The organism is Brevundimonas vesicularis (genome assembly GCF_014204545.1).
Classification (GTDB): Bacteria; Pseudomonadota; Alphaproteobacteria; order Caulobacterales; family Caulobacteraceae; genus Brevundimonas; species Brevundimonas vesicularis_B.
The window spans coordinates 383,777-397,553 of the sequence record NZ_JACHLJ010000001.1; the positions used below are offsets into that span (position 1 = coordinate 383,777).

General features: G+C 66.7%; 13 protein-coding genes and 1 tRNA gene. 6 read left to right on the forward strand and 8 right to left on the reverse strand.

From position 1 onward, the window contains the following. Nucleotides 1-24: 24 nt before the first annotated feature. Nucleotides 25-1,119, reverse strand: coding sequence for an RcnB family protein (locus HNP47_RS16240; RefSeq protein WP_260394564.1), 1,095 nt, complete (start codon nucleotides 1,117-1,119; stop codon nucleotides 25-27). 162 nt (nucleotides 1,120-1,281) lie between these two features. Further along, nucleotides 1,282-1,866: an RcnB family protein gene (locus HNP47_RS01890; protein WP_184277911.1), complete on the reverse strand. Its 585-nt coding sequence runs from the start codon at nucleotides 1,864-1,866 to the stop codon at nucleotides 1,282-1,284. 315 nt (nucleotides 1,867-2,181) lie between these two features. Here HNP47_RS01890 and HNP47_RS01895 point away from each other — a divergent pair, with 315 nt between their 5' ends. After that, on the forward strand, nucleotides 2,182-2,487 hold the full coding sequence (locus HNP47_RS01895) for a sel1 repeat family protein (protein WP_153922793.1): 306 nt from the start codon (nucleotides 2,182-2,184) through the stop codon (nucleotides 2,485-2,487). A gap of 9 nt (nucleotides 2,488-2,496) precedes the next feature. Here HNP47_RS01895 and HNP47_RS01900 read toward each other — a convergent pair whose 3' ends face one another. After that, nucleotides 2,497-3,246: a polysaccharide biosynthesis/export family protein gene (locus HNP47_RS01900; RefSeq protein WP_184277913.1), complete on the reverse strand. Its 750-nt coding sequence runs from the start codon at nucleotides 3,244-3,246 to the stop codon at nucleotides 2,497-2,499. A gap of 121 nt (nucleotides 3,247-3,367) precedes the next feature. Here HNP47_RS01900 and HNP47_RS01905 point away from each other — a divergent pair, with 121 nt between their 5' ends. The 4 genes from HNP47_RS01905 (at nucleotide 3,368) to HNP47_RS01920 (ending at nucleotide 7,856) form a co-directional block, all read left to right on the forward strand. Next, nucleotides 3,368-4,807, forward strand: coding sequence for a chain-length determining protein (locus HNP47_RS01905; protein ID WP_066551296.1), 1,440 nt, complete (start codon nucleotides 3,368-3,370; stop codon nucleotides 4,805-4,807). Between the two features lie 47 nt (nucleotides 4,808-4,854). Further along, nucleotides 4,855-5,556: a hfsB gene (locus HNP47_RS01910; protein ID WP_184277915.1), complete on the forward strand. Its 702-nt coding sequence runs from the start codon at nucleotides 4,855-4,857 to the stop codon at nucleotides 5,554-5,556. A 120-nt stretch (nucleotides 5,557-5,676) separates the two neighbouring features. Further along, nucleotides 5,677-7,341, forward strand: a complete 1,665-nt coding sequence (locus HNP47_RS01915) for an FAD/NAD(P)-binding protein (RefSeq protein ID WP_184277917.1) — start codon at nucleotides 5,677-5,679, stop codon at nucleotides 7,339-7,341. Between the two features lie 11 nt (nucleotides 7,342-7,352). Then, nucleotides 7,353-7,856: a DUF1543 domain-containing protein gene (locus tag HNP47_RS01920; protein WP_184277919.1), complete on the forward strand. Its 504-nt coding sequence runs from the start codon at nucleotides 7,353-7,355 to the stop codon at nucleotides 7,854-7,856. Here HNP47_RS01920 and HNP47_RS01925 read toward each other — a convergent pair whose 3' ends face one another. Genes HNP47_RS01925 through HNP47_RS01940 form a run of 4 tightly spaced genes read right to left on the reverse strand, consistent with a single transcriptional unit; the run spans nucleotide 7,857 to nucleotide 12,662 of the window. Beyond that, nucleotides 7,857-8,789, reverse strand: coding sequence for a glycosyltransferase family 2 protein (locus HNP47_RS01925; protein ID WP_184277921.1), 933 nt, complete (start codon nucleotides 8,787-8,789; stop codon nucleotides 7,857-7,859). Between the two features lie 2 nt (nucleotides 8,790-8,791). Further along, nucleotides 8,792-9,724 (reverse strand): glycosyltransferase family A protein, encoded by a 933-nt coding sequence (locus tag HNP47_RS01930; protein WP_184277923.1) that lies wholly within the window; start codon nucleotides 9,722-9,724, stop codon nucleotides 8,792-8,794. Beyond that, nucleotides 9,721-11,181, reverse strand: a complete 1,461-nt coding sequence (locus HNP47_RS01935; RefSeq protein ID WP_311770001.1) for a lipopolysaccharide biosynthesis protein — start codon at nucleotides 11,179-11,181, stop codon at nucleotides 9,721-9,723. The genes HNP47_RS01930 and HNP47_RS01935 overlap by 4 nt, the downstream gene beginning before the upstream one ends. Further along, nucleotides 11,178-12,662, reverse strand: a complete 1,485-nt coding sequence (locus HNP47_RS01940) for an exopolysaccharide biosynthesis polyprenyl glycosylphosphotransferase (RefSeq protein WP_184277931.1) — start codon at nucleotides 12,660-12,662, stop codon at nucleotides 11,178-11,180. The genes HNP47_RS01935 and HNP47_RS01940 overlap by 4 nt, the downstream gene beginning before the upstream one ends. 137 nt (nucleotides 12,663-12,799) lie before the next feature. On the opposite strand from HNP47_RS01940, the gene HNP47_RS01945 reads away from it, so the two are divergent. Next, nucleotides 12,800-12,891 (forward strand) — tRNA-Ser (locus HNP47_RS01945). A gap of 98 nt (nucleotides 12,892-12,989) precedes the next feature. Here HNP47_RS01945 and HNP47_RS01950 read toward each other — a convergent pair. Continuing rightward, a complete protein-coding gene (locus HNP47_RS01950) occupies nucleotides 12,990-13,715 on the reverse strand; it encodes a fatty acid desaturase (protein WP_260394565.1) in 726 nt (241 codons plus the stop codon). Between the last annotated feature and the right edge of the window lie 62 nt (nucleotides 13,716-13,777).

Consider the following 13,777-nt stretch of genomic DNA (forward strand, 5'->3'; position numbering starts at 1 on the left):
AGATTGCTCTCCGGGCCTTTGTTCTTACCAGCGCCAGGCGTCGCGGATGACGTCGATGATGTAGCCGTCGTATTCGTCGATCAGATACAGGGTGTTGTCGACCGAGACCCAGCGTGTGCCCTCCGGCGGATAGCCTAGGCCGTAGGTGCGCCAGTCGTTCAGTTGATAGCGCCAGAAGACGTCCGGCAGATACTGGCCGACCGACCACGACCGGCCCCAGTAGGAGCGCGGCACGCTGTAGTAGCCCCAGCCCGGCGCGAAGTAGAAGCCGGCGCGCACGCCGTTGTAACCCCTGAAGCGCCGATCATTGCGCCACCAGTCCGAGCGGTGGCTGCGATAGAAGTCGCGCCGCCATTGATCGCCGTTGAAGCGCTGGCGGAACTCGCGGTGCTGACGGTCGCGGTCACGACCGTTGTTCCAGCCCGAGCCCGGACGGTCGGGACGGTTCCAGCCGTTTCCGGGACGGTCGGGGCGTTGACCGCCCGCATTTGGGCGGTCGGGCCGATCGGGTCGGTTCCAGCCGCCTTCGGGTCGGTCTGGACGTTGGCCGCCGGTGTTCGGACGATCAGGACGGTTCCAGCCGCCTTCGGGTCGGTCCGGACGTTGTCCGCCGGTGTTGGGGCGATCAGGCCGGTTCCATCCGCCTTCGGGGCGGTTCGGACGTTGGCCGCCGGTGTTGGGGCGATCAGGCCGGTTCCATCCGCCTTCGGGCCGGTCGGGACGCTGGCCGGCGGCGTTGGGGCGATCGGGACGGTTCCAGCCGCCTTCGGGCCGGTCGGGACGCTGGCCGCCGGTGTTGGGGCGATCAGGCCGAGACCATCCGCCTTCGGGACGATCCGGACGTTGGCCGCCAGCATTGGGCCGTTCGCTATCCGACGGGCGCTCGGGACGGGGCGTATCGTTTGCGGGGCGGCTGGGGCGTTCGGGTCGAGGCTCGCGCGGTCCGTCTTCACGACCCATCTGCGGGCGCTCGGGCCGGTTCATGCCGCGTGCCCGCCCTTCGCGCTGCGGCCGCTCCTGCTGAGCCTGGTCCTGTTCCTGGGCGAGGGCTTGCATCGGAACTGCAAGCGGGCCGGCGACGGCGGCGATGGCGGTGAAAGCCATCAGGAGGCGTTTCATGGTCTTTGGTTCCTGCACGCCGGGTCTCCGGCGGCTTGAGACGATCATCGATCCGTGGCGATGAACCCAGGCTGAACACTGTTCGCAATCAAGGGACTGTCCGAAAACGCAGAACCCCGCAGGCAAGACCTGCGGGGTTCGATCGTCCGGTTATGACGAGGCTTAATAGACGCCCGAGAGGACGCTGGCGATCAGGCCGCTGGCCACAGCGATCAACAGGATATCGTTGCCGGCGTGGACGTAGCGATAGCCGCGCGGCGCTTCGCGAAGACCGTAAACATAGGGGTCGCGGACATAGTAGTTGCGATACTGGTGGGGCAGATATCCGCCGGTTCGCCAGCGATAGTTGCTGTAGCGCGGCTCCACCCGGTAGTAGCCATAGCTGGGGGCGTACCAGTAACCTGCGCGCGGACCGTTATAGCCTCGGAAGTCCGAGCGGCCGCGCCACCAATTGCTGTTGTTGCGGTCCCAGCGGTCGTTGCGCCAATCGCGACGATCGTCCCGGCGTTCCGCCCAGTAGTCCCGGCGGTCGTCGCGGCGGTCACGACGATAGTCCTGGCGGCTGTCATAGCGACCGTCGCGCCAGTCGCGGCGATCTTCACGGCGTTCCTGGCGGAAGTCGCGGCGGTCGTCCCGACGATCCTGACGATACTCGCGGCGGTCGCGGTCCTGGGCCTGGACGAGCATCGGCACAGCCGTGGTCGACAGGGCGAGGGCGACGACGGCGGCCTTGGTGAGGCGGTTCATCTTCGTGCTCCATTCTGGGCCGCCGACGGATGTGCCGAACCGACCCGTTAATGATGAGCAAGGTCGGGTTTTGCGCCTGAATGCCCGCTGAACGATCGCGTCAGGTTTGCGATGCGCTCGTGGGCCGCGTCGGTGAGGCGTGAACGAGAGATTATCAGAGATTTCCGAGGTCTGAATCCTGCCGGAAGTATTCATTTCTGCTTTACTGAAAAGTCCTAGCGCGGCTTTTCGTTGTTAACTTTAACTTCAAACCACCGGTATTTGATGGCGTCTCAGAGGCGGGCCCAGAATGGCGCCCGATCAGGAGATACGGTGATGAACGCGCAAGAAATGGCGCACGACCTGCAGGCCAATGACGACGGTCTGCCGCTGCCGACCCCGGACATGTCCGGCGACGACCTGTTCAAACTGGGCATGATGTATTCGGCCGGATCGGGCGGTTGCCCGATGGACCGGGTGTCGGCCCACATGATCTTCAATCTGGCGGCCATGAAGGGTTCGATCGAGGCGCGCGTCTATCGCCGCGAGATGAGCCTGGAGATGGAACGCGAGGAGATCGCCGAAGCCCAGAAGGCCGCGCGACGCTACATCGACCAGGGCGTGGTTCAGCTGGTCGCCTAAACGACGGGCTCAGAACTGTGCGTAGCCGTTGCCGTTCGATCCGTTGATCGAATAGCTGAAGCCGATCGGCAGGGCGGCGCGCACCTGGGTGAAGAAGGCCGCCAGTTCGCCCAGCGTCGAACGCGGCACGAAGACGATGTCGCCACGCCGCAAGGGCACGACCTCGCCACGACGCGGACGCAGGTCCACCACCCGCATCATGCGCGAACCGCCGGGCCCGCGACGGATCAGGGCAACGCTGTCCTGACGCGAGGTCGGGGCGAACCCGCCGGCCTGAATAACCGCCTGATAGGCGTCCAGATCGCCGATCATTTCGAAGACGCCCGGGTTGCGCACCTCGCCATCGACCCAAACGCGGATCGGGCCGGCCTGGCGCAGTGTGACCTCGACAACAGGGCGCACCAGCTGTGACGCATAGGCCGCCGAGACGACCTGCTGAAGCTGGGGCAGGGTGCGATCCGCCGCCATGACTGATCCGATCAGGGGCAGGGCGATGCGACCATCGGGACCGACCTTGAGCGTGCGCGTCAGCTCCGAGGCCGTCGGCGTCGCCACCTCGATCTCGTCGCCGGGATACAGCAGATATTCCGGCTCCTGGTCCGTCCAGGGGGCGAAGGGCAGGCCGGAAAGCTCGTCGTAGGGCGACCGGTCGGCGCGCCGAGGATCGCGAACGCCGCCGACGCCGCTGCAGGCCGCCAGAGAGGCGGCGATGGAGGCTGAACCCAGGGTCAGCAAAAACAGGCGGCGATCGGTCAGCATGGGAATCGGTCGGCCTCGACGGGGGATATCAGGCAACGTCGCCGGTTATGGGTAATCATCGGTTAACGCCGGTGGGCGAAGGGTGAGGACTACACGCCTTTCAAGGGATTCGGCCCGCCCGATGCGCTCCACCGCACACGTCACCACAAGGCCGCGCTACGGTGTTCTGGACGTGATCGGCCTGTTGTTCCGCGAACTGCTGCTGATGATCGTCGTCTTCGTGGTGATCCTGGGGCTGGGGTTCGCCGCCGCCATGACGCTGAAGAAGAGCTACACCGCCACCGGCTCGGTGTTTGCAGGCGTGGGTCAGGAATACGTCTATCAGCCGCGCGTCGGTACGGCCGAGCGGGGCCAGGCGCCGCAGGGCGACGAGGTCGCCAACTCCGAAGCCGCCATTCTGGGTTCAAGCGCCGTTCGCCAGAAGGTGGTCGAGGCCCTAGGCCCCGCCGCCATCCTGGGCGAGCCACCCAAGGGCAGTCCGCAGGCCGCGCGGTCCGCTGCGCTGAAGGCCGTCGGTGGCGGCCTGGGCGTCGCCACGGCGCCGGGCAGCGCGGTCATCCACCTGACCTATAAGGCCGACGATCCCGAACGGGCGGCCCGGGTCCTGAACACGATCATCGAGCAATATCTGATCTATCGCCGCGAAGTCTTCCAGGACAAGACGCCGGCTATCGCCAGCCAACGCATCGCCTTCGAAGATGAACTCGGCAATGCGGACCGGGCTTATGAGGCCTTCCTGGCGTCCAATGACATCGGCGACTTCACCGCGGCCAAGGCGACGCTGGCCGCAACCTATCAGACGGTCTTCACCGACCGGATGTCGACACAGAGCCAGCTGAACCAGACCGCCCAGCGGCTCAACACCCTGGTGGCGCAGCAGGCGGGAACACCGGCGGAAGTGGCGCTGCAGCAGGATCTCAATATCTCGGCCCAGGACCAGGTGCTGCAACTGCGCACCGAGCGCGAGCAGCTGTTGTCGCGCTATCAGCCCGACGCCCAGCCGGTGAAGGACATCGAGGCGCGGATCAATCAGCTGCAAGCCTATGTCGCGACCGGCACGGCCGTCGGGGCCAAGGAGGTCCGCACCGGGCCGAACCCTGTCTGGACCGAGCTGGAAACCACGCGGATCAACACCCGGGCCGAGCGCGACTCGCTGGCGGCGCGTCTGGCGGTTCTGGACCGACAGCTGGCCGATATCCGGTCGCGGCAGGCGCGGTTGACGGCGTTGGAATCCGAGAACACAACCCTGGCCGGCAATCGCGAAGTGCTGAGCGCCTCCATCCGGGAGTTCCAGCAGCGCGAGACCCAGAGCCGCGCCGACAACGCCTTGGTCGCCGCCGGCGCCGACAACGTTACAGTCATCGAACGCGCCCAGCCGCCGGCGACGGGCAAAAGCCTGAAGATCCCGCTGCTGGCGGCGGTCTTCCTGTTCGCGGGTTTCACCGCCCTGTGTGTCGGCCTGTTGCGCGTGTTTACGCGGCGCGGCTTCACGACCCCGGCCTCGGTCAGCCGCACGCTGGACATGCCGGTCCTGGCGGTCGCGCCGGCCAAGGCGGCCTAGCGAAACTCGTGCTAGGCTGAGGGCTTAGGGAGCGCCTTGGCGATTCGATGGTCGATCTGACTTCAGAAATGGCGGGCCTGTGGGCGACGCTGGGACCGGCGCCGGCGCACCGTGCGCGCGTGATCCAGTTCGCCTCCGCTGCGACCGGCGAGGGCGTCTCGACCGTGGCGCGCGAGTTCGCGCGGCTGGCCGCGGTGCGGGCGCGCAAGCCCGTCTGGCTGATCGACGGCGATCTGACGCAACAGGGACAGTTGGAGACGGTGTCGGCTGAACCGGATCGTTTCGGTCAGGTCGGCAAGGCGGCGCATGGCTCGCCTGACGGATCCAGCTTTTACGCTGTGACGCCGCGCGTTACCGGGCGCGACGGCAAGCCGGTGCCGGATTCGCGGCTGCTGACGGCGCGGTCTTGCCTGGGCGGCCGGCTGTGGGTCACGCATTTCCACATGGAGGCGCTGCGATCCGGGCACCGGGTTGAGGCCGTCGGAGAGCCCCGCTACTGGGAGGCCTTGCGACCCCACGCCGACACCATCGTCATCGACGCGCCCGCCGCCGATCGCAACGACATGGCGATCATCCTGGCCCCCTTCGTGGACATGACGGTTCTGGTGATCGCCGCCGAAAGCACCGCCGCCCATGCGCCGGTCATCTTGCGCGACGAGATCGAGGCTGTGGGGGGCAAGATCGCCGGCGTGGTCATGAACCGTTCGACTTACAAGGCGCCGGGTTTTCTGCAGCGGCTGATGGGCTGAAGCCGTTCCTAGCCGACGTTTGAGGCGTCCGATTCCGCACGTTCGGCAAGAAAATGAAACGGTTGCGTTCAAATCGAACGCGGATGCGGCGCCTTTGCGTGCGTTACGCATTGTGTGGCCATGACAAAGTCCGTCGCATTCGTCGGAGCGGGGCCGACGACGCTCTACGCCCTCCATGCCCTGATGTCCCAAGGCGTCGTTTCGGCGCGGGTCACGGTGTTCGAGGCGCGCGAGACGGCTGGCTGCGGCAGCCCCTACAGCCTCGAGTGGAACGATCCGGCGATGCTGGCCAACATCGCCAGCATCGAAATCCCCCCGTTGCAGGACACGCTGGCCGACTGGCTGGCGAAGCATACTCCGGCCGAACTCGAAGAGCTGGACGTAGATGGGGCGTCGCTTGATGAGCGCACCTTCGTCCCGCGTGTCGCCCTGGGGCGATATTTCGAAAGCCAGTTCGCCACGCTGGTTCAGCAGGCCCGCGCCAAGGGCGTCGAAATCGATGTGCGGACGGGATGCAGGGTTATCGATGCAGCGAATCGCAAGGACGGGATCGAGCTGACCTTCACATCGCCGCCGTCGCGGAAGGTCGCCAAGGCTGTATTCGACCACGTTGTTCTGGCGACCGGTCACCAGTGGCCGTCGCGGCCGGGCGCCCAGCCCGGATATTTCCTCAGCCCATGGCCTGCATCTGACCTCGCGGATGTTCCGGCGACACGCATCGGTATTCGGGGGTCGTCGTTGACGGCCATCGATGCGGCCGTCGCCTTGGCCACGTCGCACGGGGACTTCGTTCGGCGGGATGATCGGCTGATCTATCAGCCCGCGCCGGATACCGAAGATTTGCTCATCGCCATGATGTCGCGAAAGGGTCTGCTGCCCGAGGCGGACTTCTATTTTCCGCTGCCGCATGGTCCGCTGACCTATTGCACGCCCGAGGCTGTCGCTGCGGCTGTGGCGCGCGGTCCTGACGGGCTGCTGGACGCCGTGTTCGACCTTTTTCGAGCGGAGCTGATCCATCTGGATCCCGACTACGCTGCCGAAACCGGATTGCATGACGCGACGCTGGAAACCTTCGCCGAGAGGTATTTCGCGCGGCGCGCATCGGTCGATCCCTTCATCTGGGCGGCCGCGAACCTAAAGGAGGCGCAGGCGAACCATGCCGCACAGGTGACGGTGGCCTGGCGCGACGGCATTCTGCGCATGCATGAGATCGTCGCCGTCATCGTGCCCCATCTGGACAGCGCCGAGTTCGAGCGGTTCAGCCGCTCTTTCAAGCCGATCTTCGTCGATATCTACGCCGGAGTGCCGCACGAATCGATCGAGCGGATGTTGGCGCTGCACGCCGCCGGACGGCTAGACGTCATCGCCTTGGGCGACGATCACGAGGTGGACACGCGCTGTCCTGAAGGCGGCGCCCGCGTGACGATCGGCGACACGACAAGCCACTTCCCGACCTTCATCGAGGCGACCGGGCAAGCGGCCCTGAGCGGCATCCAGTTTCCGTTCCTGTCCCTACTGGAGCAGGGGATCGTTCGAGATGAGGTCGCCAACGATGCGCCCGACGTGATCCGGGGGATTGCGGTCGATGACCTGTTCCGGCCGGTCGATGCGCCTCTGCCGATGGATCGTCTGTTCTGTCTCAGCCTGCCGTTCCTCATGGGGCGGCATCCCTTCGCGCAAGGGATCACCAGTTCGCACGAAATGGGCGGGATCGTCGGTCGGCGACTGGCGTTGATCCTGAATACCGCAAAGCCTGCGGTCGACCAAGCCGACACGGCGGCCTGACGCGAGGACGAATGAAGCTGTTTGCGATCTACATCGGCGGGGAGCACCCCGGCGCCAATATCGAGGTGCACGATATGCGCTTCCTTGTCGCCTCCACGATCGAAGCAACGAAAGACGCCTTGCTTGCGCAGTGGTGGGGACGCGAAGGGACCTTGCACATCGATTGCTGGTCGGAGATTTCGCAGGCAGACGGCTATGAGGTCAGTCTGTCGCCGACGCCCTATCAGGGCAAGGAAAAACTCTACTACGTCAACCTGGGCGGCTACGACGGCGTGGCGTTCGCCGAGCAGCACCGCAATGTCTTCGTCGTCGCCGACAGCCTGCCGGCGGCCAAGGCGCGGGCTATCAAACTGGCCAAGGGTTGGACGGACGCGCACCGAGACGAGATGTATGAGGCCGAACAGGCGTTTGCGTTGGACGACGTTGCGGGCGCCGAACGCCTGTACATCCACCTTAAGCCCAGCCTGATGAGCGGCGATCCTAACTTCACCTGCCGCTATATGCCGATCCGCTGATCAGGCCGTGGGGCGGTTCAGCATTGCCGCGCCGTAAAGCTTCGGCTCGAAGCCCTTGGTCCAGAAGACCTTGCCGAGCCCTTGGGCGCAGCGATCGTAGGTGTGGGCGCGGTCGGGACGGCGCAGCAGGACGGCTATTAGGGAAGCGGCGCCCCACACGCTGGTCTGGACTAAGCCGACCAGCATCCATTTGACGACGCCGGGCCAGTCGCGGCGGTCGGCTGCCATCTGCGTCGGGCTCTGGCCATAGGCGAAGGCGCGGGTCAGGGCGTAGTTCAGCGTGGCGCGGTGGGGCGGTGCGAACTCGTCCACCCAGGCGTCGGCGGCCCAGCCGAAGCGGCCGCCGTGCGCCGACAGGGCGGTGAACAGCCGGTCGTCCTCGCCGCCCGTCTCGTTCATGGCGACATCGAAAGGCGCGTCGCCGGGCAGGGCGGTCGCGCGCACCATCAGACTGTTGCCGCAGCCGTGGATGACGTCGGTCAGACCAGTCTCGCGCGGGCCCTCGCGGCCGAAGAACCGCTCCAGATAGGTGGTGGTCCAGCCGGTGTTTTCCGGCACCCGCCCGCGAATGGGGCCAAAGACGACATCGGCGCCGGTCTGGGCTTGGGCGCTCAGCAGGGCGGCAAGCCAGCCGGGAGAGGCGGCTTCGTCGTCGTCCAGAAAGGCGATTAGGGGCGCGTCGGTGGCGGACAGGCCGATGTTGCGCGCCGTCGCCACGCCGGGGATGGGGGCGTGGGCGTAGGTCAGGAGGACGGGCGCCTCGGCGCGCAGCCGTTCGATCAGGGCGGCGGCGGAACCTTGAGGGTCATTGTCGGCGACGACGATGGCGGCGACACGATCCAGCGATCCGGTCTGGCCGAAAACGGATCGCAGGGCGCGCTCCAGGCTGTCGGGGCGGCGCAGGGTCGGGATGATGACGGCGACATCGCGCATGGTCAGACGGCGTCCGCATAGACGGCGGCGCGGTAGAGCCTGAGCGCGAAGGCGCGCGCCTTGACCGGCAGGGCCGTCGTCAGGGCGGCCTGTTTCATCAGACGGCGCATCAGGGGCAGGGCGGGCAGGCGTTTCAGGGCGCGCGCGGCCTTATAGCTGGGATAGGTCTGGACGATGGCGGGATGCAGGGCGACGACGCGGGCGAAGTTGCCGGCGCCCTGATCGAACTTGCGCGCCAGATCCTCTACTGTATCCAGGCCCATATGGGTGGCCGGATTGTCGATGTGGACGACCGGAAAGCGGCGCGAGACACGCATGGCCCACTCCACGTCCTCCCAGCCCCAGCCGCTGAAACCGGGATCAAAGGATTCCGCGGCGAACACATCGCGGCGCACCAGCAGATTGGAGGTGTAGACGTATTTCGCAGGCGTCAGGGCGCGCTGGGACGCCGGGAGGCATTCCGAGGCGCCGGACAGCGCGCGGTGGACGGCGAACGGTGCGTCGGTCGGGGCCTGATCGAGCGAGAAGCCGCCAAAGGCCACGGCGGGCGCATCCTGGGCGATGAGGCGGACCCAGGTTTGTAGGAAAACGGGGGTGTCGGGCCGCATGTCGCTGTCGAGGAACAGATAGGTCTCGCCCCGGGCGGCGGTGGTCAGGCGGTTTCGTCCCCTGGCGCGACCCTCGTTGGCGACCAGGCTGATCAGGCGCACGGGCAGGCGCAATGTGTCGAGGGTCGCCTGAAGCCGCGCCGTCAGATCGGCGTCGGCGGTGCCGTCGTCCAGCAGAATCAGCTCGATGGCGCCTGCGAGCGCCGGGGCCTCAGTGTCCAGCTGGCGCACCAAACCTTGCGGATCGTCACGCAAAAAGGGGATCAGGACCGAAATCGTCGGCATCGCCTGAGACCAGGCGGCGTTGTCGTGGATCTGGGCGCTCATGCCGTCACGCTCCGGCGCGTGCGGATCAGGCGCAGCAGCACGTCACGCACGCCTGCGGCGTTCAGCGTCAGGGCGACGACGGCATAGACGAGGCCGCCCACGCTCGCGTCCATCATCAGCTCCAAGAAACCGCCAAGCGGCGGCAGCAACCAGACGACCCCGGCCATGACGGCGGACGCGATCCCGCAACGGATCAACGCGTCCCACGGCATCGGCAGGGCGATGGCGCGGCGGCTGAGCAGGATGCAGGCGATCAGGCCGATGGCGAAGCTGGCGGCGGTTGAGACCGCGGCGCCCGTCACGCCCATGCGGGGGATCAGCACCAGGTTCAGCGCAACGTTGCAAAGCGCCGGGATCGCCATCGTCACCAGCAGCAGTCCTGTCTTCTTGCCCAGCGTGAAGCCGAAGCCGAAATAATAGGCGATCATGCCCGACAGGAAGGACGAGGCCGCGATCCACGGCGTGACCAGGGCGGCGGCGGCGCGCAGATCCTGGCCGATCATCAGCTCTGCCAGCGGTCGCGCGACGAGTGACAGGCCGACGGCGGCGGGCAGGCCGATCAGGATCAGGGTCGAACCCTGTTCGATGGCGGTTTGACGCAGCGCCTCGCGCCCGCCGCGCTCCAACGCCATGACCATGGCCGGCGCCCCGGCCGCCCCGAGCCAGATGAAGATGACGTCCAGCGTCCGGTTCGCCAGGCTGTAGCTGGCGTGATAGGCGCCGACTGCCGCCGCATCCATGAAGGCGGCCAGCAGAAACCGATCCGTCGAGGCCAGCACCAGCGCCAGCGTCAGCGACGCCGCGATCGGATAGCCGTAGAGGGCATAGGCCTTCAGCCGCGTGCGATCCACGGTTCCGCCACCGGCCTGTCGCAACTCGCCCGGCAGGATGAAGGGCAGGGCGAAAAGGGGCGCGATGGCCAGGCCCAGCAGAGGCGATGCGGAGCCGGCGCCGGCCAGGGCGAACCCGGCCCCGACCAGGAACCCCAATACGGCGACCCCGATATCCACGGCGGCGGATTTCGATACCTCGCCCGCCGCGCGATACCGCTCCTGCGCCAGCTTGGCGAGGTTGCGCACCGGCGCGCCGGCCAGGCCGAAGGCGACGGCGATCTTGAACACAGGCGTCAGCGGCGCGAGCCACACGCTCAGGGCCGCGATCGGGGTGAAGACGGCGATGATCGTGAACGACGTGCGGTATAGGCTGGCGAAATGGGTCGCCATGCCCTCGGGCGTGCGCTCGGCCGCCCAGAAGCGCGCCATCGACGCCTCCAGCCAGGTGAAGGTCACGGTGTGGGCTAGCGTCGTCACCGAAAACGCCAGGGCGTAATGGCCGAAGTCGTCGGCGCTCAGCAGGCGCGTGAAGACGAAGATGGTCAGGAACCCAACCACTCCCTGGACGATCTGAGCCGGCAGATAGCCCCAGACCCCGCGCCAGAACATGCGCTTCTCGCTCAACGCACGGCCGCCCGGTCGCCCAGCAGGACGGGGATGGTGACGGCGATGACCCACAGGTCCAGCCAGAAGGACTGGCGCTCGATATATTCGATGTCCAGTTGAACGCGCTCGCGCACCTGCGCCTCGGTGTCCACCGGCCCGCGCGAGCCCTTGATGGCGGCCCAGCCGGTCATGCCCGGCTTAATACGGTGGCGATGGGCGTATTCGGCGACCAGCAGGGCGGACTCGGTCTCGCCGGTCTTCATGCCGATGGCGTGAGGGCGGGGGCCGACCAGGGACATCTCGCCGGACAGGACGTTGAAGATCTGGGGCAGTTCATCCAGGCTGGTGGCGCGAATGAAACGGCCCACGCGGGTTACGCGGTCGTCGTCGGCGCAGACCTGGCGGCTTGCGGTCGCATCGGCGGCGGCGTGGCGCATGGAGCGGAACTTCCACACGACAATGGTCTCGTGATTGAAGCCATGACGGCGCTGGCGGAAGAAGACGGGGCCGGGACTGTCCAGCTTCACCGCCAGAGCGACCAGGGCCATGATGGGCGCAGCGACGACCAGGGCTGCGGCGCCGATCACCAGATCCTGGATCCGCTTGTTGAAGGCGCGGCGGTCCGGGTTGGCAGGACCATCCAGAGGCGCGAGCGGCGCATTGGCCAGCCTGTTCAGCAGTCCATCGCGACCCAGTTCTGAATCAACCAGGACCGTCAGCGGATTGGGCAGCGCATTCAAGGTCTGCGTCAGGTCGCGCACGCGCTGGCCCGCATCTGGATCGATGGCCAGCACGATCCGGTCGACATAGGGCGTCAGGCGGTGGGTCAGCAGGGCCTTGGCGGTCCCCAGCACCGGCACGCCGGCGACGCTGTCGGGCGATCGGGCCAGCCGGTCGTCGAACACGCCCAGCACATTCATGTCACGCCGCTCAAGCGCCTGTTCGATCAGACGTCGCGCGTGTCGGGTCGCGCCGACGATGACGATGTTGGGCGACAGCACGCCCAGCCGACGCCACCGCGCAATGACGACCAGCCACAATCCGTGCAACAGCGCCAGGGCGGCCGTCGTCGTCAGCGCCCAGGGCGCAATGACGTCCAGCGCCGGGCGGTCTAGCAGCCAACCCAGCACGAGCGCCACGCTGGCCGAGACGACGCCCACGCCTGCAACGCCCGCCATGTGCAGAGGCCAAGGCGTGTCGCGCCCGAATCGATAAAGCTGAAGCGCGCGCATCAAAACGAGCACCAAAACGGCGCCGATGACCACAGGCGCGGCGTCGCCGACGGTGATCAAAGCCAAGCCCGTTGGCTGGATCGCCAGGACCGCGCTGAATGCTAGCCCACAGACCATCAGCACGTCGATCAGCCGGAAATAATGCGCCGACAGACGTACGGACGATCGCTCGCGCGCATTCAGCCAGATTTCCGGGCGGAACGGCCCGCGCGACGACCGGCTTTTCAGTGGCGTGTCGGCGGCGAGACTGGCGGGGCGGTCGAGCAACAGGCGATCCAGGAGCGATCGGGGGGCGAATGATGGCCGCGATACTGCCGCTTTGGCCTCTATGTCGCGTTAACGTGGACGCTTTCTCTCGAACCGGATTGCGCGACGCATCAGCCTCCGCTATCGACGCCCTCGCAGGAGACGTGGCCGAGTGGCTGAAGGCAACGGTTTGCTAAATCGTCGTACCCCGTAAGGGGTACCGAGGGTTCGAATCCCTCCGTCTCCGCCATTCCTCTCAGAATATGGGCCGATGGCAGCTACCCGCCGCGCAAAGGGTCAGTTGGCTTCGCGCGTCATGTCGCCGTTGAAAACGACCGCAATGGACGGCTAGCTGAACAGGCGCCACCAGGGCTTCCAGGGGGTCAGGTGGTGTTCGTGGTGGCGGCCGAAGTGGAAGCAGGTCAGCAACGACAGGATCGGGCCGAAGGGGCTGGTGCGGGCGTTGTGGTGGTCGGGGAAGGCGTCGTCGGTATGCCTGTGAGGCAGCCAGGTGCCGAATGTGAAAAGCTGTAGCGCCGAGAGCAGGGCGGGCGCGGCCCAGAAGACCAGAAGATTGGGCATGCGGGCGCCAAGGATCAGCACTGCGACGGCCACGAGCACCGTCAGAACGGCCAACTCGCGCCAGCCGAAATAGGTGCGGAAAAAGCCGTAGAACCAGGGCAGGAAGGCGCGCGGGGCGTCGGCGTGAAAGTCGGGGTCGTCCGCCGTGCCGGGCGCGGCATGATGAGCGTGGTGCGCCGTCTTCAACGGCGCAAAACGAAAACCGGCGTAGAGGCCCAGCGCCAGGCTGCCGATCGCCGTGTTCAGCCGAGGGCGTCCCGGAGCCAGAGAGCCGTGCATGGCGTCGTGGGCGACGATGAACAGGCCGACGGACAGCCAGGTCTGGACAGCGACGATTAGCGGAACGGTCAGGATGCTCCACATCGTCCAGCGATGAAAATAGACGCCGTAGATATGCAGGCTCAGCCAGGCCGTCGCGATCAGGCCAGCCAGCGTCAGACCGATCAGGGCCTGGTTCGGGACGACCCGTGACATTGGCGTGACGGCGGACATGGCGCGACACTTAGCGCATCGCGGCCCGGTAAGCATCCTGTTCGCTTGCCGCATGCGTCCGC